This window comes from Peptoniphilus stercorisuis (genome assembly GCF_017874395.1).
Taxonomy (GTDB): domain Bacteria; phylum Bacillota; class Clostridia; order Tissierellales; family Peptoniphilaceae; genus Anaerosphaera; species Anaerosphaera stercorisuis.
The window spans coordinates 104000-127891 of record NZ_JAGGLJ010000003.1; the positions used below are offsets into that span (position 1 = coordinate 104000).

At 31.9% G+C, this 23892-nt stretch carries 41 protein-coding genes; 38 read left to right on the forward strand and 3 right to left on the reverse strand.

The window, feature by feature from the left end:
- Positions 1–9 precede the first annotated feature (9 nt).
- Together J2Z71_RS02120 and J2Z71_RS02125 are read right to left on the reverse strand one after the other, a co-directional pair.
- The gene (locus tag J2Z71_RS02120) at positions 10–945 is read right to left on the reverse strand and encodes a copper amine oxidase N-terminal domain-containing protein (RefSeq protein WP_210060206.1); all 936 of its coding nucleotides are present in this window, start codon (positions 943–945) and stop codon (positions 10–12) included.
- A gap of 8 nt (positions 946–953) precedes the next feature.
- A complete protein-coding gene (locus J2Z71_RS02125) occupies positions 954–1637 on the reverse strand; it encodes a ferlin (protein ID WP_210060207.1) in 684 nt (227 codons plus the stop codon).
- 291 nt (positions 1638–1928) lie between these two features.
- Between J2Z71_RS02125 and J2Z71_RS02130 the strand changes: the two genes are divergently transcribed.
- The 3 genes from J2Z71_RS02130 to J2Z71_RS02140 are packed head-to-tail and all read left to right on the forward strand — an operon-like array spanning position 1929 to position 5451.
- The gene (locus J2Z71_RS02130) at positions 1929–3257 is read left to right on the forward strand and encodes a CCA tRNA nucleotidyltransferase (RefSeq protein WP_210060208.1); all 1329 of its coding nucleotides are present in this window, start codon (positions 1929–1931) and stop codon (positions 3255–3257) included.
- A 1-nt stretch (position 3258) separates the two neighbouring features.
- A complete protein-coding gene (gene glmM, locus J2Z71_RS02135) occupies positions 3259–4602 on the forward strand; it encodes a phosphoglucosamine mutase (RefSeq protein WP_210060209.1) in 1344 nt (447 codons plus the stop codon).
- Between the two features lie 9 nt (positions 4603–4611).
- Positions 4612–5451 (forward strand): DegV family protein, encoded by an 840-nt coding sequence (locus J2Z71_RS02140; protein ID WP_210060210.1) that lies wholly within the window; start codon positions 4612–4614, stop codon positions 5449–5451.
- Between the two features lie 27 nt (positions 5452–5478).
- Here the strand turns inward: J2Z71_RS02140 and J2Z71_RS02145 are convergent, their stop codons facing one another.
- A complete protein-coding gene (locus J2Z71_RS02145; RefSeq protein WP_210060211.1) occupies positions 5479–5814 on the reverse strand; it encodes a hypothetical protein in 336 nt (111 codons plus the stop codon).
- Between the two features lie 507 nt (positions 5815–6321).
- Here J2Z71_RS02145 and rpsJ point away from each other — a divergent pair.
- From rpsJ to J2Z71_RS02320, 35 genes are all read left to right on the forward strand, one after another.
- Entirely contained in the window at positions 6322–6639 is a 318-nt protein-coding gene (rpsJ, locus tag J2Z71_RS02150; RefSeq protein ID WP_210060212.1) for a 30S ribosomal protein S10, read from the forward strand.
- A 59-nt stretch (positions 6640–6698) separates the two neighbouring features.
- A complete protein-coding gene (gene rplC / locus J2Z71_RS02155) occupies positions 6699–7331 on the forward strand; it encodes a 50S ribosomal protein L3 (RefSeq protein ID WP_210060213.1) in 633 nt (210 codons plus the stop codon).
- Between the two features lie 20 nt (positions 7332–7351).
- The gene (rplD, locus tag J2Z71_RS02160) at positions 7352–7975 is read left to right on the forward strand and encodes a 50S ribosomal protein L4 (RefSeq protein WP_210060214.1); all 624 of its coding nucleotides are present in this window, start codon (positions 7352–7354) and stop codon (positions 7973–7975) included.
- Positions 7975–8265 carry a 50S ribosomal protein L23 gene (gene rplW, locus J2Z71_RS02165; protein ID WP_210060215.1) on the forward strand — a complete coding sequence of 97 codons (291 nt, stop codon included), beginning with the start codon at positions 7975–7977 and terminating at the stop codon, positions 8263–8265. Before rplD ends, rplW begins: the two co-directional genes overlap by 1 nt.
- A 19-nt stretch (positions 8266–8284) precedes the next feature.
- Positions 8285–9115: a 50S ribosomal protein L2 gene (gene rplB, locus J2Z71_RS02170; RefSeq protein WP_210060216.1), complete on the forward strand. Its 831-nt coding sequence runs from the start codon at positions 8285–8287 to the stop codon at positions 9113–9115.
- Positions 9116–9128: 13 nt separating this feature from the next.
- The gene (rpsS, locus tag J2Z71_RS02175) at positions 9129–9413 is read left to right on the forward strand and encodes a 30S ribosomal protein S19 (protein WP_210060217.1); all 285 of its coding nucleotides are present in this window, start codon (positions 9129–9131) and stop codon (positions 9411–9413) included.
- Positions 9414–9431: 18 nt separating this feature from the next.
- Positions 9432–9767 (forward strand): 50S ribosomal protein L22, encoded by a 336-nt coding sequence (rplV, locus tag J2Z71_RS02180; protein ID WP_210060218.1) that lies wholly within the window; start codon positions 9432–9434, stop codon positions 9765–9767.
- Between the two features lie 13 nt (positions 9768–9780).
- Positions 9781–10518 (forward strand): 30S ribosomal protein S3, encoded by a 738-nt coding sequence (rpsC, locus tag J2Z71_RS02185; protein ID WP_210060219.1) that lies wholly within the window; start codon positions 9781–9783, stop codon positions 10516–10518.
- A 24-nt stretch (positions 10519–10542) separates the two neighbouring features.
- Positions 10543–10974 carry a 50S ribosomal protein L16 gene (gene rplP / locus J2Z71_RS02190; RefSeq protein WP_210060220.1) on the forward strand — a complete coding sequence of 144 codons (432 nt, stop codon included), beginning with the start codon at positions 10543–10545 and terminating at the stop codon, positions 10972–10974.
- Positions 10964–11170 (forward strand): 50S ribosomal protein L29, encoded by a 207-nt coding sequence (gene rpmC, locus J2Z71_RS02195; protein WP_210060221.1) that lies wholly within the window; start codon positions 10964–10966, stop codon positions 11168–11170. Before rplP ends, rpmC begins: the two co-directional genes overlap by 11 nt.
- 4 nt (positions 11171–11174) lie before the next feature.
- The gene (gene rpsQ, locus J2Z71_RS02200) at positions 11175–11429 is read left to right on the forward strand and encodes a 30S ribosomal protein S17 (RefSeq protein ID WP_210060222.1); all 255 of its coding nucleotides are present in this window, start codon (positions 11175–11177) and stop codon (positions 11427–11429) included.
- 20 nt (positions 11430–11449) lie between these two features.
- Positions 11450–11818: a 50S ribosomal protein L14 gene (rplN, locus tag J2Z71_RS02205; protein WP_210060223.1), complete on the forward strand. Its 369-nt coding sequence runs from the start codon at positions 11450–11452 to the stop codon at positions 11816–11818.
- A gap of 15 nt (positions 11819–11833) precedes the next feature.
- Entirely contained in the window at positions 11834–12142 is a 309-nt protein-coding gene (gene rplX, locus J2Z71_RS02210) for a 50S ribosomal protein L24 (protein ID WP_210060224.1), read from the forward strand.
- An 11-nt stretch (positions 12143–12153) separates the two neighbouring features.
- Complete coding sequence (gene rplE, locus J2Z71_RS02215; protein ID WP_210060225.1) at positions 12154–12696, forward strand: 50S ribosomal protein L5; 543 nt, start codon at positions 12154–12156, stop codon at positions 12694–12696.
- Positions 12697–12710: 14 nt separating this feature from the next.
- Positions 12711–12896 carry a type Z 30S ribosomal protein S14 gene (locus tag J2Z71_RS02220; protein WP_210060226.1) on the forward strand — a complete coding sequence of 62 codons (186 nt, stop codon included), beginning with the start codon at positions 12711–12713 and terminating at the stop codon, positions 12894–12896.
- A 31-nt stretch (positions 12897–12927) separates the two neighbouring features.
- Complete coding sequence (rpsH, locus tag J2Z71_RS02225; protein WP_210060227.1) at positions 12928–13323, forward strand: 30S ribosomal protein S8; 396 nt, start codon at positions 12928–12930, stop codon at positions 13321–13323.
- A 16-nt stretch (positions 13324–13339) separates the two neighbouring features.
- Entirely contained in the window at positions 13340–13876 is a 537-nt protein-coding gene (gene rplF, locus J2Z71_RS02230; RefSeq protein ID WP_210060228.1) for a 50S ribosomal protein L6, read from the forward strand.
- Between the two features lie 16 nt (positions 13877–13892).
- Positions 13893–14255 (forward strand): 50S ribosomal protein L18, encoded by a 363-nt coding sequence (rplR, locus tag J2Z71_RS02235; protein ID WP_210060229.1) that lies wholly within the window; start codon positions 13893–13895, stop codon positions 14253–14255.
- A 15-nt stretch (positions 14256–14270) separates the two neighbouring features.
- Positions 14271–14777: a 30S ribosomal protein S5 gene (gene rpsE, locus J2Z71_RS02240; protein WP_210060230.1), complete on the forward strand. Its 507-nt coding sequence runs from the start codon at positions 14271–14273 to the stop codon at positions 14775–14777.
- 12 nt (positions 14778–14789) lie between these two features.
- The gene (gene rpmD, locus J2Z71_RS02245; RefSeq protein ID WP_210060231.1) at positions 14790–14966 is read left to right on the forward strand and encodes a 50S ribosomal protein L30; all 177 of its coding nucleotides are present in this window, start codon (positions 14790–14792) and stop codon (positions 14964–14966) included.
- A gap of 13 nt (positions 14967–14979) precedes the next feature.
- The gene (gene rplO / locus J2Z71_RS02250) at positions 14980–15429 is read left to right on the forward strand and encodes a 50S ribosomal protein L15 (protein ID WP_210060232.1); all 450 of its coding nucleotides are present in this window, start codon (positions 14980–14982) and stop codon (positions 15427–15429) included.
- Positions 15429–16709, forward strand: coding sequence for a preprotein translocase subunit SecY (gene secY, locus J2Z71_RS02255; protein WP_210060233.1), 1281 nt, complete (start codon positions 15429–15431; stop codon positions 16707–16709). Before rplO ends, secY begins: the two co-directional genes overlap by 1 nt.
- A gap of 11 nt (positions 16710–16720) precedes the next feature.
- Positions 16721–17365, forward strand: coding sequence for an adenylate kinase (locus J2Z71_RS02260; protein ID WP_210060234.1), 645 nt, complete (start codon positions 16721–16723; stop codon positions 17363–17365).
- Positions 17366–17368: 3 nt separating this feature from the next.
- Positions 17369–17623: a KOW domain-containing RNA-binding protein gene (locus J2Z71_RS02265; protein ID WP_210060235.1), complete on the forward strand. Its 255-nt coding sequence runs from the start codon at positions 17369–17371 to the stop codon at positions 17621–17623.
- Positions 17624–17647: 24 nt separating this feature from the next.
- Positions 17648–17866, forward strand: coding sequence for a translation initiation factor IF-1 (gene infA, locus J2Z71_RS02270; protein ID WP_210060236.1), 219 nt, complete (start codon positions 17648–17650; stop codon positions 17864–17866).
- 28 nt (positions 17867–17894) lie between these two features.
- A complete protein-coding gene (rpmJ, locus tag J2Z71_RS02275; protein WP_010244353.1) occupies positions 17895–18008 on the forward strand; it encodes a 50S ribosomal protein L36 in 114 nt (37 codons plus the stop codon).
- A 14-nt stretch (positions 18009–18022) separates the two neighbouring features.
- Positions 18023–18385 carry a 30S ribosomal protein S13 gene (gene rpsM, locus J2Z71_RS02280; RefSeq protein WP_210060237.1) on the forward strand — a complete coding sequence of 121 codons (363 nt, stop codon included), beginning with the start codon at positions 18023–18025 and terminating at the stop codon, positions 18383–18385.
- Positions 18386–18399: 14 nt separating this feature from the next.
- Positions 18400–18798, forward strand: a complete 399-nt coding sequence (rpsK, locus tag J2Z71_RS02285) for a 30S ribosomal protein S11 (RefSeq protein ID WP_210060238.1) — start codon at positions 18400–18402, stop codon at positions 18796–18798.
- Positions 18799–18830: 32 nt separating this feature from the next.
- On the forward strand, positions 18831–19778 hold the full coding sequence (locus J2Z71_RS02290; protein ID WP_210060239.1) for a DNA-directed RNA polymerase subunit alpha: 948 nt from the start codon (positions 18831–18833) through the stop codon (positions 19776–19778).
- 13 nt (positions 19779–19791) lie between these two features.
- Positions 19792–20133 carry a 50S ribosomal protein L17 gene (gene rplQ / locus J2Z71_RS02295; protein WP_210060240.1) on the forward strand — a complete coding sequence of 114 codons (342 nt, stop codon included), beginning with the start codon at positions 19792–19794 and terminating at the stop codon, positions 20131–20133.
- A 565-nt stretch (positions 20134–20698) separates the two neighbouring features.
- Positions 20699–21886, forward strand: a complete 1188-nt coding sequence (locus J2Z71_RS02300) for a CaiB/BaiF CoA transferase family protein (RefSeq protein ID WP_210060241.1) — start codon at positions 20699–20701, stop codon at positions 21884–21886.
- A gap of 77 nt (positions 21887–21963) precedes the next feature.
- Positions 21964–22380, forward strand: coding sequence for a hotdog fold domain-containing protein (locus J2Z71_RS02305; protein WP_210060242.1), 417 nt, complete (start codon positions 21964–21966; stop codon positions 22378–22380).
- A gap of 74 nt (positions 22381–22454) precedes the next feature.
- Positions 22455–22871: a hotdog fold domain-containing protein gene (locus tag J2Z71_RS02310; protein ID WP_210060242.1), complete on the forward strand. Its 417-nt coding sequence runs from the start codon at positions 22455–22457 to the stop codon at positions 22869–22871.
- A 136-nt stretch (positions 22872–23007) separates the two neighbouring features.
- The gene (locus tag J2Z71_RS02315) at positions 23008–23484 is read left to right on the forward strand and encodes a hypothetical protein (RefSeq protein WP_210060243.1); all 477 of its coding nucleotides are present in this window, start codon (positions 23008–23010) and stop codon (positions 23482–23484) included.
- Positions 23485–23502: 18 nt separating this feature from the next.
- Positions 23503–23871 carry a hotdog fold domain-containing protein gene (locus J2Z71_RS02320; protein WP_210060244.1) on the forward strand — a complete coding sequence of 123 codons (369 nt, stop codon included), beginning with the start codon at positions 23503–23505 and terminating at the stop codon, positions 23869–23871.
- The last annotated feature ends 21 nt before the right edge of the window (positions 23872–23892 follow it).

Here is a 23892-nt window from a genome sequence, read left to right on the forward strand (position 1 = left end):
ATTGTTAAGTTAAATTTTTTCTAATAAATTTTTAATTGTTTCATCATTTAAAAGATCAGAATTTTTATCTTGTTTTTCTACAGTTTCATTATAGATTTCAATATCCTTATCAGGAGTATATTCTTCTCCTTTAAGTTCAGATTGAAGAGCCTTAGCAGCTTCTGAAATCTTTATTGAAAACTTAGTTTGAAGATTCATAACTTTCTTAGCAATATCGCTATTTCCTTCTATTAAAGCATCTTCATAGCCATTTAGCATATTTTGAGCATTGTCCATAGCTTCTAAAAGTAACTTATGTGACTTTTTAAACTTATCAGGAACATTTAACTCAGAAATATTTTTAACATTTAAATTAATTTCAGAAGAAAGTTCATCAAACTTAGCTTTTATCTCATCTTTAGAATACTTAGATGCATTTTCATAAAAATAAGATTTAATTTCTTCAAACTTAGCTTGAGTAATTTCAGTATATTTAGAAATATTATTTAAATATTCATTTTCTTCACTAGTTAAATTAGAATATTTTTCATTTTCTAATACAACAGTTCTACTATCATTGTCCCATTTAACATCTACTCCGAAGTTTTCAGAAATAAATCTAATAGGTACATAAGTCCTATTATTATAAAGAGTAGGTGCTACATCAGTTATTTTAGTTTTACCATCTACATTTATATTTTTGTCATTAATAGTAAGAACCATATTTTTATCATTATTATTTATAGATACAGTTCTTTTATCATTGTCCCATTTAACATCATATTCTAATGCCTCGGAAATAAATCTTACAGGTACAAGAGTCCTATTTTCTTTAATAAATGGTGCAACATCACTTTTGATTTCATTTCCATTAAGAGTTATTTTTACATCTTGAGCTAATACATTTCCTGTACATAAACTAAGAGCAAGTGTAAGCATAAGTGTTGCTTTTTTAAAATTATTCATAAATCCTCCTACTTATTACTTTTTGAAGTTTTAACAGATTTGTCTTTTGAATTAGAATCTTTTTTAGAATTAGAACTATTTTCTGTGACTTTTTTAGAAGTATCTTCTTTTTTAGTACTAGTATTTGCTGATTTTTTAGAAGTATCCTTTTTTTCGTCCTTCTTAATATTTATATCCTTATCCTTAGTGTTTTTATCACTTTCATCATCTTTTAGGTAATTTGCTTCAATATAATTTAAATTTCCATCATCAGAACCTTGAATTTCAATAAAAGATTCCTCGACATTTGTTGGAGTAATAACTCCATCTGTACCGTCTTTATAAAAAATTAAATACTCTCTTCCTGCTGTAAGAGATTTAGGAAGTTTAATTTCTATATTAGATAAATCGCCCTTATAATCTTCTATAAAATTTACAGTTGTTTTATTTTCAGCATCTACTTGAATCTTAACTCGGGTTATATAATCAGATCCAGTCATTAAATCGTTTAAAAGTTCTTTATCAACTTTAACAGTAGCTGTTTTTTCCTTTGTATCTTTTTTCTCATCTTCAAAAATATTATCTTCAACATCACTAGTTTCTATTTTTAGATTATTATTTGTATCTACTTTCTTTTTATCACTTTTTTTACCACAAGAAGTAAGAAGAAGTGAAATAGATAAAATAGATGTAACTATTAATTTCTTATTCATATATACCTCCATTAAATTATGTATTTTAGTAAATTATATCATATATAAGCCTAAAGTATGAACGTTTAGTATTATATAATGTCTAAAAATATATTAAATTATTATAATATTTTTAAGAAATGAAATTTAAATTAGTATAAGTAGAAAATTTAAATTAAACTTTTAAATTTTAAATATTAAATATAAGTGTTTTTAATATAAAGACTTGATTAATCAGCGCTTTTTTTATATCTTAAATCTTAATATTTTTCAAAATACTACATATTATGCTATAATTAAATAGGTGATATTATGCCTGATGAAATAGTTTATATTTTAGAGAAACTACAAAAACATGGTTATAAGTCTTATGTTGTAGGTGGTTCTGTAAGGGATTATATGCTTTTTAAAGAGCCACATGATTTTGATATTGCAACATCTGCTAGACCTGAAGAAATAGAAGAGCTTTTTAAAGAACATAGCTTAAGTGACATAGGTAAGAAATATGGTACAATTGTCATAAGAGTAGGTATTTATGATGTTGAGATTACAACTTTTAGATTAGAAAGTGATTATGAAAAGAATAGAAAGCCTAAAAGTGTAATATTTACAGATAAATTAGAAGAAGATTTAAAAAGACGAGATTTTACTATAAATGCAATGGCAATGAATAGTAAAGGTGAAATTATTGATTTATTTAATGGAAAAGATGATTTAAATAAAAAGATTATAAGAACAGTTGGGTCTGCTAAGTGTAGGATTGAAGAAGATGCACTTAGGATACTTCGTGCTATTAGATTTGCAGGAAGTTTTGATTTTAAAATAGAAGAAGAATTATATAGTGAGATTATAAAAAATAGAAATTTAATTAAAAATTTATCTCCTGAGAGAATTAAATCAGAAATAGATAAGATGTTATTATTAGATATTCCATCTAAGTCTTTTAAGATAATGGCAGATACTAAGGTTTTAGAAATTGTATTTCCAGAACTTTATAAGACGGTTGATTATGATCAAATGACGCCTTATCATGAAAAGACACTTTTTGATCATATTCTTTGTGTAGTTGATAATGTGCCTAAGAAGTTATCTATTAGATATGCGGCTTTGTTTCATGATATAGAAAAACCAAAAACTCTATCTATTGATAGTTATGGTATAGGGCATTTTTATGGACATGATGATTTAGGGGCAATTAGAGCAGAGGATATTTTAAAAGAGTATAATTCATCAAATGAACTAATTAACTCTGTTAAATCCCTTGTAAAAGAACATATGAAAGCTCCAGAGGATACTATGACAGATAAGGCTTTAAGAAGACTTATAAAAAGAGTTGGAAAGGATAATGTCTTAGATTTATTAGATCTTATGATTGCTGATAGAATTTGTACTACTAATGGACGGGATTTTGAATTTTTAATTAAAAGGCAAAATAGAATAAAAGAACTACTTAATGAAGATGTAATTATAAAAGAGAAGTTTTTAAAAATAGATGGAAATGATTTGATTAAACTTGGGTTTAATGAAGGTAAATTAATAGGAGAAATTTTATCTTATTTAGAAGAAATTGTCCTAGATGATCCAAGTTTAAATGAAAAAGAAATATTACTAAATGTAGTTTTAGAAAAATATAGGAGTTAATATGGGTAAATTATTTGGAACAGATGGTATAAGGGGTATTGCAAATTTGAAACTAACTCCATCTTTAGCATTTAATGTTGGACGTGCAGCTGGATTTGTTTTATCAAAGGAAAAAAAGGGAAAGGTAGTTATTGGTAGAGATACTAGATTATCGGGACATTTACTTGAATCAGCACTTGCATCTGGACTTATGTCAATTGGTCTTGATGTGGAACTTGTTGGGGTAATTCCAACACCTGCAATAGCTTATTTAACTAGAATGGAGGATTTTTTAGCTGGAGTTGTAATATCAGCTTCTCATAATCCTTTTGAATATAATGGAATTAAGTTTTTCTCAAGTAATGGATATAAACTTCCTGATGAGGTTGAGAATCAAATTGAGGATTTAATATTTTCAGATACAAAAATCTACAAGGATGCAACTGGTGAGGATGTGGGATCTTTAAGATATTCTCATAAGGGACAAGATAAATATGCAAATTATTTAAAGTCTTTATCTAATCTTGATTTAAGTGGAATAAAAATAGCTCTAGATACTGGAAATGGAGCGCTTTATGAAATTGCAGAAGATGTTTTAAGTTCTCTTGGAGCAGATGTTGTAGTAATAAATAATAAGCCAAATGGCAAAAATATTAATGATAACTGTGGATCTACTAATCCAGATCTTATAAAAGAACTTGTAATTAAGGAAAAAGCTGATATTGGTATGAGTTTTGATGGAGATGCTGATAGAATTATAGCAGTAGATAATAAGGGTAGAATTGTAGATGGAGATCATATTCTTGCAATTTGTGCAACTTATTTAAAAAAGGACAATAAATTGACTAATGATACAGTTGTTGGAACTATTATGGCAAATATAGGTCTTGAGAAGTATTTAAATTCAATTGGAGTAAATCTTGTTCATACAAAGGTTGGAGATAGATATGTACTTGAAGAGATGAAGAAAAATAATTATGTAATAGGTGGAGAGCAATCTGGACATATTATATTTTTAGATTACAATACAACTGGTGATGGTCTTGCAACGGGACTACATCTTTTAGAGGTTATGAAAAAGTCAAATAAAACTATGGCAGAGCTAAATGATTTAATGACTAGTTATCCTCAAGTTTTAATAAATGCAAATGTAAGAAATGATTTAAAGGATAGATATATGGAGTTTCCTGAAATAGTTGAAAAGATTAAGGAAATTGAAGATAAATTTAATGGAAGTGGAAGAGTGGTAATAAGACCTTCTGGAACAGAGAGCTTAGTAAGGGTTATGATAGAAGGCGAAGATGAAAAAGTACTTGAAAAAGAAGCAAGGAATTTAGCTGATTTTATAGAAAAGAAGCTTAATTAGGAGGATTATATGAGCTATAAATTAATAGTAGATTCAGGATGCGATCTAACTACAGAAATGGAAAAAGAGATGAATATAAGTACAATTCCTTTTAAAATAGCAGTAGATGATAAAGAGTTTATAGATGATGAAAATTTTAATATGGATTTATTTTTAGATACTATGAAAAATAGTTCTAATCCAATTAAAACCTCATGTCCTTCACCCTTTGATTATGAATCTGAAGTTGAAAAAGCTAGTGAAGATGAGATTTTTATACTTACAATATCTTCTAAGTTATCAGGATCTTACAATAGTGCTAATATTGCAAAAAATCAAATTCTTGAAAAGGATCCTAAGAAAAAGGTACATGTATTTGATTCAAAAACTGCAAGTGCAGGAGAAACTTGTATTGCGCTTAAAATTAATGAATTTATAAAAAATGGTCTTGGTTTTGATGAGATAGTTGAAAAGACAGAAAAAGAAATTGATAAATTAAAGACATTTTTTATTCTTGAAAATTTAGATAATTTAATTAAAAATGGAAGAATAAAAAAGACTGCAGGTCTTATTGCAAATGTGTTAAATATTAGACCTATTATGATTGGTGAAAATGGAGAGATTTCTCTTTTTGAAATGAATCGTGGATTTAAAAAGAGCCTTTCTAAACTTGCAGATGCTCTTGGAAATGTAGTAGATGATATAGAGGATAGAACTCTTGTGATTTCTCATGTAAATGGTCTTGAAAAGGCAGAGGAGTTTGAGAAGAAGGTAAGATCTCTTTATAATTTTAAAGATATTAAGATTATTCACACTAAGGGACTTGCTTCAGGTTATGCAGATAATGGAGGCATAGTTATTGCCTTTTAAATAAGAAATAGTACCTATTAATAGGTACTATTTTTCTTTTTTCTTTTGATTTTTTTTATAATTAATAATATAAACTGCATATAGAGCAATTAAAATTAGTGAAAATACAAAATCAGATGGTTCTAAGATATCTCTATTTGTTTTGTATCTTGTAAGCATTCTGAATATATTATAAAGAACTATTATTAGGAAAAATTTAAATATTTTTTTGAACTTTCCCTTTTTATCAAGATTTATATTCTCCTTTCTTAGTTCTTCGTTTAGTTCTATTTGATATTGTGCATGTTCACGTCTTTGTTTTTTGCTATTTTTTAAGTAATTTTCAAATCTTTCTTGAAGTCTTTCTTTAAAATTCTTTTTCATAGTTATGATTTTATGCTAAATTTAAAAATAATTCAATAATTATGAGGAAAAACTATCTATAAAGGGCTATTTTACAAGTATTGAAAAGTTTTTGAAAAAATATTGAAAAAGTACTGGATTTATTTTGGAACTTGTATTAAAATAGGGAACAATGTGCTTATTAAAGAACTTCTTAATTTTTATTACATTATATATATAATAAAAAAACACATAAATTTTAAAAAAACAAAAAAGTTAAGAAAAATCTAAAAAAGTCCTGAAAAAGGCTTTACAATAAGCATTCTATTAGATATAATGTTTAAGCGTTAAAAAAAGAAACTTTGCGACGATTCTATAAGTTGCTTGAGGTTTTATGGAAAAAAGGAGCTTCAAGGTAATTATGGAGGAGAAGTCCAGCTAGATCTGGGCGGGGTTATTTTTTCATTCTGTCGTCTAGGATACACCAGGCGGCGTTTATCAGTAACCTGACTTCGCAAAATATGCATTTATGCGAGTAGGAGGGAAATTATGTCAAACAAAGGCAAACAAAAAATAAGAATCAGACTTAAAGCTTATGATCATGAACTTTTAGACAATTCTGCGGCAAGAATAGTAGAAGCTGCTAAACAAACAGGTGCTACTGTTTCAGGTCCAATTCCACTTCCAACAGAAAAGGAAGTAATTACAGTTCTAAGAGCTGTTCATAAGGATAAAGATTCTAGAGAACAATTTGAGCAAAGAACTCACAAACGTCTAATTGATATTGTTAATCCAAGTCAAAAGACAGTTGATTCTTTAATGAAACTCAACTTACCAGCTGGTGTCGATATTGAAATTAAGCTATAAATAATTGTTCTTTATAAGATTGTTAAGGCAATCCGCTGTAAATTTTAGGAGGTGCAACAATGAAATTTTTAATTGGAAAAAAAATAGGAATGACTCAAATCTTCAATGAAGAAGGAACAGTTACTCCTGTAACAGTTATTGAAGCTGAGCCTAACGTAGTTATCCAAAAGAAAACTGTTGAAATTGATGGATATGAATCTGTTCAAGTTGCAACAGGAAGTATTAAGGAAAATAAAGTAAATAAACCAATGAAAGGTCATTATGAAAAAGCAGGCGTTGAAGCAAAAAGATACGCAGCTGAATTCAGAACTAATGAAGTAGAAAACTACAACATTGGAGATGAAATCAAAGTAGATCTTTTCGAAGTTGGAGAATTTATTGACGTTACAGGAACTTCAAAGGGTAAAGGAACTCAAGGTGTTATTAAGAGACATGGATTTGCTCGTGGACGTGAAACTCACGGTTCTAAATTCCATAGAATGCCCGGTGGTATGGGAGCTGCTTCTTATCCAGGAAGAGTTTGGAAAAACCACAGAATGGCAGGAAAAATGGGAAATGAAAGAGTAACAGTTCAAAACCTTGAAATCGTAAGAATTGATACTGACAAGAACTTAATCTTAGTCAAAGGTGCAATCCCAGGACCTAAAAAGGGAACTGTAACATTAAAAGAGACTGTTAAGGCTCATAAGTAATGAAAGGAGGGTATTAAGATATGCCTAAGATTCAAATGATCAATATGGAAGGAAATCCAGTTGAAGAAATTGAACTAAATGAAAATATTTTTGATATAGATATAAATGAACATGCTGTTTATCTTGTAGTTAAAAATATATTAGCTAATAAAAGACAAGGAACACAATCAGCTAAAACTAGAGCGGAAGTTCGTGGTGGCGGAAGAAAACCTTGGAGACAAAAGGGAACTGGTCGTGCTCGTCAAGGAAGTATAAGATCTCCACAATGGAGAGGTGGTGGTGTTGTATTTGCACCAAAGCCAAGAGATTATTCTTATACAACTCCTAAAAAAGTTAGAAGACTTGCTATGAAGAGTGTTCTTACTTCTAAGGTTCAAGAAAATGAACTTATCGTTGTAGATAATATTCAAATGGAAAGTGCAAAAACAAAGAACTTTGTACAAATGTTAGATAATATTAAAGCTAACAAAAAAGCTCTTGTTGTTATTGCAGATAGAGATTTAAATGTAATGAGATCTGCTAAAAACATTGAAGGTGTTGAAACTGCAATGGCTAGTATGATTAATGTGTATGATATCTTAAAATATGATTCACTAATTATTACTAAAGACGCTCTTAATATAATTGAGGAGGTGTTTAACTAATGAACGTATATGATATTATTAGAAAACCAATTATCACTGAAAAAAGTATGACTGATATGGAAGATAACAAATATACTTTTGAAGTTGAAAAACATGCTACTAAAGCAGAAATTAAATCAGCTGTGGAAGAAGTTTTCGGCGTAAAAGTTCAAAGGGTAAACACTATGAACATGCGTGGAAAAATGAAAAGACAAGGTGCACATCAAGGAAGACGTCCATCTTGGAAAAAAGCTATTGTTAAACTAACTGAAGATTCTAAATCAATCGAATTCTTCGATGGTATGGAATAATTGATTAGGAGGTAAAAAGATGGCAATTAAAGGATATAAACCAACTTCTCCTGCTCGTAGACAAATGACTGTCTCAACTTTTGAAGAGATTACAAAAAAGACTCCTGAAAAAAGTCTTACTATAAATTTAAAAACTACTGCTGGAAGAAATGCTCACGGAAGAATAACTTCTAGACATAGAGGCGGCGGAGTTAAGAGAAGATATAGAATAATCGACTTTAGAAGAAACAAAGACGGAATACCAGCAAGAGTAGCTTCAATAGAATACGATCCATATAGAACAGCTTATATAGCTCTTTTAAACTATGTTGATGGAGAAAAAAGATATATTTTAGCTCCAGTAGGATTAAAAGTTGGCGATATGGTTGAATCTGGAGAAGAAGCAGACATTAAGATCGGTAATGCTCTTAAATTAAAAGATATGCCAGTAGGTACTATTATTCATAATGTAGAACTTACACCAGGCAGAGGTGGACAACTTGCAAGATCTGCAGGAACAGAAATCCAACTTATGGCTAAAGAAGGAAAATACGCTCATTTAAGATTACCATCAGGCGAATTTAGACTAGTAAGCCTTGAATGTAGAGCTACAATTGGACAAGTAGGAAACATCTCACATGAACTTATTACTTTAGGAAAAGCTGGAAAAAGCAGATACCTAGGTAGAAGACCACATGTAAGAGGTTCTGCAATGAACCCAGTAGATCACCCTCACGGTGGTGGAGAAGGTAGAACTCCAATAGGTAGACCTTCACCAATGTCTCCATGGGGTAAGAAAACTCTTGGACTTAAGACTAGAAAAAGAAGCAAGAAATCTAACGCTTATATTATAAGAAGAAGAACTAAGTAATCGGAGGGGAAAAATGAGTAGATCAGTTAAAAAAGGACCTTTCGCAGATGAACATCTGTTAAAAAAGGTTGATCAATTAAACGAAACTAATGATAAAAAAGTTATAAAAACTTGGTCTCGCCGCTCCACAATATTTCCTGAAATGGTAACACATACTATTGCTGTTCATGACGGCAGAAAACATGTGCCAGTATACATTACAGAAGATATGGTAGGACATAAACTTGGAGAATTTGTTCTTACAAGAACATTTAGAGGCCACGGCGGCAAGGCTGAAAAAACAACAGGTTTAAAATAAGAAAGGAAGGGGATTTAAATGGAAGCAAAAGCAATTGCGAAATATGTTAGAATTTCACCATTAAAGGTAAATTACATTTGTGCTGAAATTCGCGGCAAACAAGTTGACGAAGCCCTTTCTATTTTAAAGTTCACTCCAAAAAGAGGAGCTAAAGAACTATACAAGGTGCTTAATTCTGCTGTAGCAAATGCTGAAAACAATCTAAATCTTAATAGAGATGAATTAATTGTTAAAGAAGCATATGCAAATGACGGTCCAACTATGAAAAGATTCCATCCTAAGGCAAAAGGTATGGCATATCCAATTCTTAAAAGATCAAGTCATATTGGCGTTGTAGTAGCAGAAAGAGAGTAAGGGAGGTTAAATAATGGGCCAAAAAGTTAACCCACATGGACTTCGTGTTGGTATTATCAAAGATTGGGATTCAAAATGGTATGCTGACAAGAAGGATTTCGGTGACTTATTAGTAGAAGATAATGAAATTCGTATATATATAAAGAAAAAACTTTTCACAGCTGGTCTTTCTAAGATTGAAATCGAAAGAGCTGCTAATAAAGTTAAAGTAACTATATTAACTGCTAAACCAGGAATGGTAATCGGACGTGGTGGAGCAGGTGTTGAAGATTTAAGAAATGAACTTGAAAAACTAACTGGAAAAAGCGTAGTTATAAACGTTGAAGAAATTAGAAATCAAGACATGGATGCTCAACTAGTTGCTGAATCAATTGCGGAATCTCTAGAAAGACGTGTATCTTTTAGACGTGCAATGAAACAAGCAATTCAAAGAACAATGAGAGCTGGAGCAAAAGGTATCAAAACTTCAGTATCAGGACGTTTAGGTGGAGCAGATATGGCAAGAACTGAAGGATATGCAGAGGGAACAATTCCTCTTCAAACTTTAAGAGCAGACATAGATTATGGATTTGCAGAAGCAGATACTACTTATGGAAAGCTTGGAGTTAAAGTTTGGTTATACAAAGGTGAAGTTCTTCCAGGACAAAAATCTGTAAACACAAATATTAGAGATAGAAACGAAAAAAGAAAAAGACCTCAAAATAAGAAAAAGAACTTTAAATCTAACGATAGAAAAAAAGTTCAAAATTAAGCATGAAGGAAAGGAGGAACAAATATGTTAATGCCTAAGAGAGTAAAATATCGTAGAGTTCACAGAGGCAGAATGAAGGGTAAAGCAATGCGTGGAAACACATTAACTTACGGAGAATACGGCCTTCAAGCACTTGAACCTTCATGGATTACTTCAAATCAAATCGAAGCAGCACGTCGTGCGATGACTAGATATATCAAAAGAGGTGGAAACATCTGGATTAAGATTTTCCCAGATAAGCCTGTTACAGAAAAACCTGCTGAAACACGTATGGGATCTGGTAAAGGTGCTCCTGAATATTGGGTAGCAGTTGTAAAACCAGGCCGTGTTATGTTTGAAATGAGCGGTGTTTCTGAAGAGATAGCTAGAGAAGCAATGAGACTTGCGTCTATGAAGCTACCTATTAAGACTAAGTTTGTTATGAAAGAAAAGGATGGTGAATCAAATGAAGACTAAGGATATTCGCCAAATGTCAAGTGAAGATTTAAATAAAAAAGTAACTGAGTTAAAGAATGAACTATTCAACTTGAGATTTAGGTTGGCAACTGGTCAACTTGATAATCCATCAAGCATTAAGAGCGTTAAAAAAGATATCGCTAGAGTAAAGACAATTCTTAGACAACGTGAATTAGGAATGGGAAAGGAGGCTTAATCTCATGGAAAGAAACAATAGAAAAACAATAATTGGTACTGTGGTAAGTGACAAAATGGATAAAACTATTGTAGTTGCTGTTGAGACTTTTGAGACTCACCCAATATACAAAAAGAGATTTAAGAAAACTACAAAATTCAAAGCTCATGATGAAAAGAACGAATGTGGTATTGGCGACAAAGTTAAAATTATGGAAACAAGACCACTTAGCAAAGACAAGAGATGGAGATTAGTAAGTATTATTGAGAAAGCTCAATAATAACTGATAAGGAGGAGCTCATGATACAACAAGAAACAAGGCTTCATGTTGCTGACAACTCAGGAGCAAGAGAACTACTTGTCATAAAAGTACTTGGTGGTACTAATAGAAAGACAGCCAATATAGGAGACATAGTAGTATGCTCTGTTAAACATGCAACACCAGGCGGAGTTGTTAAAAAAGGCAGCATTGTAAAAGCTGTAATAGTTAGAACAAGCAAAGGAATCAGCCGTAAAGACGGATCATATATTAGATTCGACGAAAACGCAGCTGTTATTATAAAAGACGACAGAAGTCCTGTAGGTACTCGTATCTTCGGACCGGTAACAAGAGAACTTAGAAGTGGAAACTTCATGAAGATTATATCTCTTGCACCAGAAGTACTATAATCAGGAGGTTTAGATATGCGTATTAAAAAAGGTGATACAGTTAAGGTTATTGCCGGAAAAGATAAGGGTAAAACCGGCATAGTTCTAAAGACTTTCCCACTTGAAGATAGAATAATTGTGGAAAAAGTGAACATGGTTACAAAACACATGAAACCAAGAGGACCACAAAATCCTGGTGGAATCGAAAAGCAAGAAGCACCAATTCATGTTTCAAATGTAATGTATTTCGATACAAAGTCAAATAAGACTACAAGAATAGGCTATAAATTAGAGAACGGCGAAAAAGTAAGATTTACTAAAATCGACGGACAAACTATAAAGTAAGGAGGTAGACTATGACTTCCAGATTAAAGGAAAAATACAATAATGAAGTAGTAGACTATTTAATGGAAAAGTTTGAGTACAAAAGTGTTATGGAAGTACCTAAACTAGAAAAAATAGTAATAAATATTGGTTTAGGAGAAGCAAAAGACAATCCTAAAGCTCTTGAATCAGCTATTAATGATTTAACAATGATTTCAGGACAAAAACCATTAGTTACAACTGCAAAAAAATCAATTGCGAACTTTAAGTTACGTGAGGGAAGTAAAATTGGTTGTAAAGTAACTCTTCGTGGAGAAAAAATGTATGACTTCTTAGATAAACTAATGAATGTTGCACTTCCAAGAGTAAGAGACTTTAGAGGAATTAAATCTACTGCATTTGATGGTAGAGGAAATTATGCTCTAGGACTTAAAGAACAACTTATATTCCCAGAAATTGAATATGATAAAGTTGATGCTATTAGAGGTATGGATATAGTTATTGTTACAACAGCAAATACTGATGAAGAGGCCAAATCTTTCCTAGAAAGAATGGGAATGCCTTTCGCTAAGTAATAGGAGGTAAACTAGTGGCAAAGAAATCAATGATTGCTAAACAAAAGAGAAAACAAAAGTATAGCACTCGTGAATATACAAGATGTAAAATTTGTGGAAGACCACATTCAGTTTTAAGAAAATACGGAATTTGCAGAATCTGCTTTAGAGAACTAGCATATAAGGGACAAATTCCTGGTGTTAAAAAGGCAAGTTGGTAATCTTTTACCATAGGAAAGGAGGCAAAATATTATGATGACAGACCCTATTGCAGATATGCTTACCAGAATTAGAAACGGCAATGATGCAAGACATAAATCTGTTGACGTTCCAGCTTCAAATATTAAAAAAGAAATATCTGAAATCCTACAAAAAGAAGGATATATTAAAAAATATGAATTTATTGAGGATAACAAACAAGGTATTATTAAAATAGATTTTAAGTATGGAGAAAACAACGAAAGAGTAATTAGCGGAATAAAAAGAATCTCTAAACCAGGCCTAAGAGTTTATGTAAACAGAGAAGATATCCCAAGAGTTTTAGGTGGACTAGGAATAGCAATTATTTCAACATCTAAGGGAATTGTAACTGATAAAGAAGCGAGAAAACTTGGCGTTGGTGGAGAAGTAATTTGCTACGTTTGGTAAAATAGGAGGTGTTAGCATGTCAAGAATCGGTAAAAAACCAATTGAAATTCCAGCAGGCGTAGATGTTAAAGTAGAAGGAAATACTGTAACAGTTAAAGGACCTAAAGGAGAATTAACTCAAAGTTTTGATAATGACATGATTATTGAATTAGATAATGGTGTTCTAACAGTTCAAAGACCAAGTGATAGCAAAAACCACAAAGCAATGCATGGACTAGTAAGAACTCTTATCGACAATATGATAATCGGTGTAACTGAAGGTTATAAAAAAGAACTTGAAATTATAGGTACAGGATATAGAGCTGCAAAAAGTGGAAAGAAACTTTCACTAACTCTAGGATTCTCACATCCTCTAGATCTTGAAGATCCAGAAGGAATAACTACTGAAGTTCCAAGTCCAAACCAAATTATCATAAGTGGTATAGATAAACAAAAAGTAGGAGCTTATGCTGCTCACTTAAGAAGTTATAGAAAACCAGAACCTTATAAAGGTAAAGGTATTAAATATATAGATGAATATGTTAGACGTAAAGTCGGAAAAACAGGTAAGTAGAAAGGAGAAATAAACAGTGTTAAATAAAGTTGATAGAAACGCAAATAGAATAAAAAGACACAAGAGAATCAGAAATAAAATCTCCGGAACAGCAACTTGCCCAAGACTTTCTGTTTACAGATCAGGTTCTAATATTTATGCTCAAATCATTAATGATGAGATTGGCAATACATTAGTATCTGCATCAACATTAGACAAGTCATTAGAACTTGAAAATACTAAGAATACAGAAGCAGCTAAAAAAGTTGGCGAAGCAATCGCTAAAAAAGCAGTAGATGCGGGAATTGAAGAAGTTGTATTTGATAGATCCGGATATGTATATCATGGACGCATTAAAGCTCTTGCAGATGCAGCAAGAGAAGCTGGACTTAAATTCTAAAGAAGGAGGGGAAAAATGAAACGTTCATTAATAAACGCAGCAGAACTTGACCTTGAAGAAAGAGTTGTATCTATTAATAGAGTTGCAAAAGTTGTAAAAGGCGGTAGAAATTTCAGATTTTCAGCTCTAGTTGTAGTTGGAGATCATAATGGTCATGTTGGAGTTGGAACAGGAAAGGCATTAGAAGTACCCGAAGCTATTAGAAAAGCAGTTCAAGATGCGAAAAAACACATCATAAATGTTAATCTTTTAGATACTTCTATTCCACATGCAGTAACTGGTGAATTTGGTTCAGGAAGTGTATTCTTAAAACCAGCTCAAGCAGGTACTGGAGTTATCGCAGGTGGAGCAGTTCGTGCAGTTTGTGAACTTGCTGGAATCAGTGATATTAGAACTAAAAACCTTGGATCAAACAATCCACAAAATATTGTAAATGCAACTATACAAGGTCTTTCTGAGCTTAAAACTGCAGAATCTGTAGCTAAACTTAGAAATAAACCTGTTGATGAGATTTTAGGATAAGGGGGTAAAGCTATGAGTACATTAAAAATTAAATTAGTAAAAAGCCCTATTGGAAAAATAGAAACTCACAAAAGAACAGTAAAAGCTCTTGGACTAAGAAAAATCGGACAAGTAGTTGAACATGAAGATAATCCTCATATAAGAGGTATGATAAAACAAGTATCATATATGCTTGAAGTTGAAGAATAAGGAGGTGTGAAACTTGAAATTACATGACTTAAGACCAGCAGAAGGCGGCGGAGTTAAAGCTAGAAAAAGAGTTGGTAGAGGTATTGGATCTGGAACAGGTAAAACTTCAGGAAAAGGTCATAAAGGACAAAACGCTAGAAGTGGCGGAGGAGTTAGACCAGGTTTTGAAGGTGGACAAATGCCATTATTCAGACGTCTTCCAAAAAGAGGTTTCACAAATGTATTCAAAAAAGAATATGCATTAGTTAATGTTTCAGTACTTGAAAACTTCGAAAACGGAGCAGAAGTTACTCCAGAAATTTTAATTAATAGTGGTTTAATAAAAGAAGCAAAGGCAAAAGATGGTGTTAGAATTCTAGGTGATGGAGAACTTACTAAAAAACTTACAGTAAAAGCTCATCATTTTTCTAAGGCTGCGGCAGAAAAAATTGAGGCTGCGGGAGGAAAGGCCGAGGTGATTTAATGTTATCAACCTTCAAACAAGCTTGGAAGATACCACAATTGCGTAAAAAGATGATTTTTACTCTATTAATGTTGTTAGTGTACAGATTGGGATCACATATTACTGTACCTTTCATGGATGGAGAAGCTGTAAAGAACTTATTTAATGCAAGTAATCAAGGATTATTTTCATTTTTAGATTTAATGACTGGAGGTAACTTCAGATCATTTACAATCTTTGCAGCAAATATCTACCCTTATGTAACTGCTTCAATAGTATTGCAATTATTAACAATAGCAATACCTTCACTTGAATCACTTGCTAAGGAAGGCGAAACTGGAAGAAAAAAGATAGCCAAATATACAAGATATTTAGCAATAGGAATTGCATTTATCCAAGCTATAGGTTATACATTTGGAATATTTAGAGGCGCTGTTTTAGCTGAAGGATTCTTACAAAATTCTGTAGTAATTCTTTCAATAGTTGCTGGAACTTGTCTTCTAATCTGGGTTGGAGAACAAATCACAGAGCATGGAATAGGAAATGGTATTTCAATATTAATATTTGCAGGTATTGTCGCAAGATTCCCTGTAGATATTATGGAATCAATTGCTAGAGTCAAAGTAGGACAAGCTAGTATAATTTCCTTAATAATATTCATAGTCCTAGCTATTTTAATAGTAGGATTTGTAGTAACACTAACTGAAGGTGAAAGACGAATACCTGTACAATATGCAAAAAGAGTAGTAGGTAGAAAAATGTATGGTGGACAATCAACTCATATACCTATTAAGGTTCTTATGACTGGTGTTATGCCAATTATATTTGCTAACTCACTTTTAGCAATACCTGCAACAGTTGCAATGTTTGTAAAAAATGAATCTACAAGAAGATGGATAGCGAAGTATCTAACTGTACAAGGAGGACCAGGAACTGTAATCTATGTAATCCTAAGTGTACTATTAATAATATTTTTCACATACTTCTATACATCTATCCAATTTAATACTGTTGAATACTCAAAGAGTTTACAACAAAATGGTGGTTTTATTCCAGGAATAAGACCTGGTAAACCAACAAGTGATTATTTACAAAGAAGTTTAAACAGACTAGTATTACCAGGAGCTATTGCTCTTGCAATACTTTCAGTACTTCCAACAATTCTCACAAAGATCTCAGGATTACAATTTAACTATGGTGGTACTAGTATAATAATCGTAGTTGGAGTAATTCTTGAAACTTCAAGAGTATTAGAACAACAAATGCTAATGAGACATTACAAGGGATTTTTAAATAAATAGGAGGAATTATTATGAAGATAGTTATATTAGGACCTCCAGGAGCAGGTAAGGGTACTCAAGCAGATTTTATTATAGAAAAATATAATATACCTCACATCTCAACTGGAGATATTTTTAGAGAAAATATAAAAAATGGAACAGAACTTGGTGTTAAAGCTAAATCTTATATGGACAAAGGACTATTGGTTCCTGATGAACTTGTAATAGATATAGTTAAAGACAGAATAGTAAGAGACGACTGTAAAGATGGATTTTTACTAGATGGTTTTCCAAGAACAGTTGCACAAGCTGTAAGTTTAGATGCTGAGTTAGATAAACAAGGTACAAAACTTGACAAGGTTGTTAATATTAATGTAGACTCAAGTATCTTAGTTGACAGAGCAGTAGGTAGAAGAATATGTAAAACTTGTGGAGCAACATATCATATAGAATATAATCCTCCAAAAGTTGAAGGAATTTGTGACAAAGATCAAACTGAATTAATTCAAAGAGATGACGATAAAGAAGAGACAGTAAAGACTAGAATTAATGTTTACTTTGAACAAACAGCTCCGTTAATTGACTACTATCGTGCTCAAGGCTTACTATTAGATATAGATGGTGCACAAGATATTAAAAAAGTATTTGAAGATGTTGTTGAAGGACTAGATAAATAACATATGGATAATACATTTTCAATAAATGTTGGACAAATAGTAAAGTCTAAAGTAGGACGAGATGCTGGAAGAATTTTTTTAGTCTTTAAGGTGATTGATGACGATTATCTCTATTTAGTAGATGGAAGCCTTAGAAAGCTAGATAATCCGAAGAAAAAAAAGATAAAACATTTAATTATATACAAAGATATTGTAAATATTGATGTTGAGAACTTAAATGATAGCTTTCTTAGAAAAGCGCTTAAACCTTATAACTAAAATAAAGGAGGATCCTTAATTAATATGGCTAAAGAAGATGTAATTGAGGTAGAAGGAACTGTTGTAGAGTCTCTACCAAATACAAAATTTAAAGTAGAACTTGAAAACGGACATATAATACTTGCCCACATTTCAGGAAAGCTTAGAATGAATTATATTAGAATACTTCCAGGAGATAAGGTAACTGTTGAACTTTCACCTTATGACCTTACAAGAGGTAGAATTACCTGGAGAAAAAAATAGATAATCCTATGAACTAGGAGGGATACAAATGAAAGTTAGACCATCCGTTAAAAAGATGTGTGAAAAATGTAAGATAATTAAAAGAAATGGAAAAGTAATGGTAATTTGCGAAAATCCAAAGCATAAACAAAGACAAGGATAAGGGGGCTTTTATTAATGGCAAGAATTGCTGGTATTGATTTACCCAGAGAAAAACGCGTTGAAATAGGTCTTACTTATATCTATGGTATTGGCAGAAAAAGATCACAAGAAATCTTAACTAATGCAGATGTTGATTTTAATACAAGAGTTAAAGACTTAACTGAAGCTGAACTAGCTCGTTTAAGAGATGAAATAGATAAGTACCACGTAGAAGGAGACCTTCGTCGTGATATAGCTATGAATATTAAAAGACTTAGAGAAATCAACTGTTACCGTGGAGTAAGACACAAAAGAGGACTTCCTGTAAGAGGTCAAAAAACAAAGACTAATGCAAGAACAAGAAAAGGTCCTAAAAAATTAGTATCTAAGAAGAAGTAAGGAGGGGAAAACACATGGCTAAGAAGCAACAAAAAGGAACACGTACTAGAAAAAGAGACCGTAAAAACATTGAAAAAGGACAAGCTCATATCGCTTCAACTTTTAACAACACTATGGTTACTCTAACAGATATAAGTGGAAATGTAATTTCTTGGGCAAGTGCTGGACAACTTGGATTCAGAGGTTCAAGAAAGTCTACACCCTTTGCTGCACAAGAAGCTGCTGAAGAAGCAGCAAACAAAGCTAAAGAACATGGCTTAAAATCTGTTGAAGTTTTTGTAAAAGGTCCAGGATCAGGAAGAGAAGCTGCAATAAGATCACTTCAAGCATCAGGCCTTGAAGTAACAATGATTAAAGATGTAACACCAATTCCACACAATGGATGTAGACCACCTAAACGTAGGAGAGTTTAATTCTCTCCTGAGAACCCAAAAGGAGGGAACCCATGATAGAAATAGAAAAGCCAAGCATTGATATAGTAGAGTTAGATGAGTCCGGCGAATATGGGAAATTTGTAGTGGAACCCCTTGAAAGTGGCTATGGCATTACAATAGGAAACTCTTTAAGAAGAGTGCTTCTATCCTCACTTCCAGGAGCGGCTGTATCTTTTGTAAATATCAGGGGAGTTGAGCATGAATTTGCTACAATTCCTGGAGTTTTAGAAGATGTACCTGAAATAATATTAAATATTAAAGGTCTAGTTCTTAAAATGACAGAAGACGAACCTGTAAAAGTAATAATTGAAAAAAGAGGAGAAGGAGAAATCTTAGCCTCCGATATTCAAGCAGGCCATGAAATTGAAATTGTAAATCCAAATCATCTTATAGCAACTACAAATGCAGATGCTGATGTTTATATGGAACTTACAATTGAAAGAGGCCGTGGATATGAACCATCAGAACTCAAGAAAGATGAAATAACGGAAATAGGTGTAATTCCAATAGATTCTAATTATACTCCAATAAAGAAAGTAAATTGGAAAGTTGAAAACACAAGAGTAGGACAAAGAACTGACTACGATAGATTAATTCTTGAAGTAACAACAGACGGTTCAATGAAGGCTGACGAAGCAACTTCTCTTGCTGCTAAAATTTTAACCGAACATCTTGACTTATTTATTGGACTTACTTACCACGTTAGTGATGTAAGCATCATGGTAGAAAAAGAAGAAGATCAAAAAGAAAAAGTTCTAGAGATGACAGTTGAAGAGCTTGATCTATCTGTAAGAAGTTTTAACTGTTTAAAGCGTGCAAACATAAATACAGTTGAAGAACTTACAGAAAAGACTGAAGAAGACATGATGAATGTTAGAAACTTAGGAAAGAAATCTTTAGAAGAAGTTGAACAAAAATTGGCTGAATTAGGCTTAGGCCTAAAAAAGGAAGACGAATAAAAGGAGGTAGAACATGGCAAGATTAAGAAAGCTTGGTCGTCCTACTGCTCACAGAAATGCCATGCTTAGAAATCTTGTAACTTCTCTATTAAGAGATGGACAAATAGAGACAACAGTTACAAGAGCTAAAGAGACACAAAGAATGGCAGAGAAAATGATCACTTTAGGTAAGCGTGGAGATCTTCATGCAAGAAGACAAGCACTTTCATATATATATGATGAAGATGTTGTAACAAAATTATTCGAAGAAACTGCTCCCAAATATAAAGAAGTTAATGGTGGATACACTAGAATTCTAAAAATGGGACCACGTCGTGGAGACGGAGCAGAAATTGCGATAATTCAATTAGTATAATTTGGGGAATCCGTAAGGGTTCCTTTTTTTATTGTAAAAATAAATACTTCTATAGATACAGCATTCTAGAGTGCTGTATTTTTATTTAATAAGCCAAGCTAAGGAAAAAATCGATTTCATAAAATCAGGATATTTTCATATTAAATAATATAGAATTAAAAGCTAGAAAATATAAATAAAATTAAATAATTAAAATTATATTATTATTTTTTAGATAAAATTTAATTTTATACATACTTTAAATAGCATTAAATAGCCAATAGATAAATTTAAAGAAAAAAATAAAAAAATCTATACAGCAAGGTAAGACTTTAGTGTAGTGCTGTATTTTACTTGATTGTAGAGGTTATACCATTAATGAGAAAACATTTGCAATAATATCATAAAGCTAAGCTAATGGCTTAAACACTAGATTTAGGGAAAGTCTCTACTAACTCAAGAGTTAATGGAAAATTTAGAAAAATCAGGAAAACATTTTCTGACAGTCCTATTGACACTCCATTTAATGTAATGATTATACTGTAATTACAAAGTAAATAATAAATGAAAGCAAGGAGATGATTTTGTGGAAAAAGAAAAAGCTTTAAAAGGATTAAAAGTAGTAGATTTAACATCAGCACTAAGCGGACCATTTTGTACTATGTTCTTTGCAGATTTTGGAGCAGATGTAATAAAAATTGAACCAGTAACTGGTGATCAATGTAGAACCTGGGGTCCATTAGATGAAGAGAGTGGTGAAAGTGGATTTTACGCTTACATAAACAGAAATAAGAAGGGTTGTACTCTTAACTTAAAAACTGAAGAAGGGCTGCAAATGTTTTATGATTTAGTAAAAGATGCAGACTTTGTTTGTGAAAACTATAAGGGTGGAGTTACAAAAAAACTTAAAATTGATTATGACACTTTAAAAGAAATTAACCCAAAACTGATTTATGTATCAGGTTCAGGATTTGGTCAAACAAGTCCACTAAGTGATAGACCATGTTATGACATAGTAGCTCAATCAATGGGTGGAATAGTTAACTTAACTGGATTTACAGATACTGATCCTGTGAAAGTTGGACCTTCAGTAGCAGACCACGTTTCAGGAATCTATCAAATGGTAGGAGCACTTATAGCTCTTCACTATAGAGAGAAAACTGGAAAAGGACAATTAGTAGATGTAGCTATGGTAGATACAATATTTAGTTTGCTAGAAAATGCTATTCCAAACTACACAATGACTGGAGTTATACCTGAGAGAAATGGAAACATAGATCCATCAATATCACCTTTTGATATTTATCATTGTAAAGATGGCTTTGTTGCAGTAGGTGTAGGAAATAATAACCTTTGGAGAAAATTCTGTAATGTTCTTGGAAGAGAAGATTTAATAGAACATGAAGAATATGCTACTAATGAATTAAGATCTCAAAACTATGAACCAGAACTTAAGAAAATCATAGGAGATTTTGTACTAAATTATACTAAAAAAGAAATGGAAAACATGATGGCAGATGCTGGAATACCATGTGGACCAGTACTAAATATAGAAGAAGCAATAAATCATCCTCAAATACAATCAAGAGAAATGATGGTGCATGTAGAACATCCAACAGCTGGAGATATGTACTTCCAAGGTGTAGTACCAAAACTATCTGAAACTCCAGGAACTGTAGAAGAACCTTCACCATTACTAGGACAACACAATAGAGAAATCTTTGGTCTTACAGAGGAAGAAGAAAAACGCTTACAAGAGCTAGGCGTAATTTAAAAGGCATAATAACTTTAATAAGTGAAGTTTTATGAATATATCTATAATAATTTAATTAAATTAAGGAGGACTTTAAAATGATCGGAAACAAAGTAATGTTAAGAGCAAGAATGTCTGCAGGAGAAGCTCACTATGCTGGTGAACTTGTAAATGGATCTCATATCCTAGATTTCTGGGGAGACGTTGGAACTGAACTAATGATCAGAAACGACGGAGACGAAAGTTTATTCGTTGGATACCATGATGTTAAATTTACTGCACCTGTATATGCAGGAGATTTCATGGAATATGTAGGCTGGATCGAAGAACGTGGTGGATCATCAAGAACTTGTCATTTCGAAGCTTGGAAAACTGTTGAATTAACACGTGACGAAAATCTTGCACTAAGTTCTGCAAATGTACTTACAGAACCAGTATTATGTGGAGAAGCAAAAGGAACTCTAATCGTTAAAAAAGATTTACAAAGAGGACCTCAAGACCCTGCTTTTAAATAATTAACTGTACTTATAGTATTAAATAAAAGAAAAATAAGAAGCTTATTAAAACTAAATTTAAGGAGGACTTTAAAATGATCGGAAACAAAGTAATGTTAAGAGCAAGAATGTCTGCAGGAGAAGCTCACTATGCTGGTGAACTTGTAAATGGATCTCATATCCTAGATTTCTGGGGAGACGTTGGAACTGAACTAATGATCAGAAACGACGGAGACGAAAGTTTATTCGTTGGATACCATGATGTTAAATTTACTGCACCTGTATATGCAGGAGATTTCATGGAATATGTAGGCTGGATTGAAGAACGTGGTGGATCATCAAGAACTTGTCATTTTGAAGCTTGGAAAACTGTTGAATTAACACGTGACGAAAATCTTGCACTAAGTTCTGCAAATGTACTTACAGAACCAGTATTATGTGGAGAAGCAAAAGGAACTCTAATCGTTAAAAAAGATTTACAAAGAGGACCTCAAGACCCTGCTTTTAAATAATTAATTAGCTTTTATAATATTAAACAAAAGACCCAAACAAAAGACCCAAACAAGGAGTTTATTTACTAATAAAAATAAGCTCCTGTTTACTAAAAAATATATTTAAAATATATTACAAATTGAAAGGAGTAATAAAATGGCAAGAAAAGTATCTTATTTAAGTTACAATATGACAACTGCAGATGCATCAGATAATGATGGAATAATACCTGTAGGTCGTCAATTTGATTTTATAGGAGATGTTGAAACTGAACAAATGATATTAAATGATGGTGATGAATCACTTTGTCTTGGATATCATGATGTTGAACTTTATGAAAACGTATATGTAGGAGATATGATGGAATATAAGGCTACTATGACTTATATTGGAAATTCTTCAAGAGATTGTAAAGTAGAAGTTTTCAAATTAGCAACTCCAGCTAAAAGAGCAGGAAAAGAAAATGCTAAAGAAGGTGACATGATTTGGTTTGAAGAACCAGTATTATGTACTAGTGGAAATGTACGTCTTGTAGTTAGAAAACATCTTCAAAGAGGAGAACAACCAGATGGACTTGTTATAAATCCTTGGCGTGAACTAGAAGATTTCCCTGAAGATGAATATGAATTTTAATTTATGAGAGGAGATATTATGGAATCTATAACTATGCGTTACAGAATGTCAGATAGAGATGTATTTTACGGCGGTGGCGTTGTAAACGGTGCTAGAGGAATAACTTTAATGGAAGACTGTGCAAAACGTCTTATGGCTAAAGTTTACCAAAACACAGGAAAATGTACAAAAGTTAAAAAAGTAAGATTATATGAACCACTTTTTGCTGGTGATTATTTGGAATTTATCGCAGGAATAAAAAAACAAGAAGGAAATAAAGCTTTAATAGAAGTAAGAGCTTATAAGATAATTCAAGTTCCTGAAGATCCTCCATATCCAAGTTCAATAGACGTTCTTGAAGATCCACCATTATGTACAGTTGTACAATTTGTTTACGAGGCTAATTAATTATATCAATAAAGAGAAGTT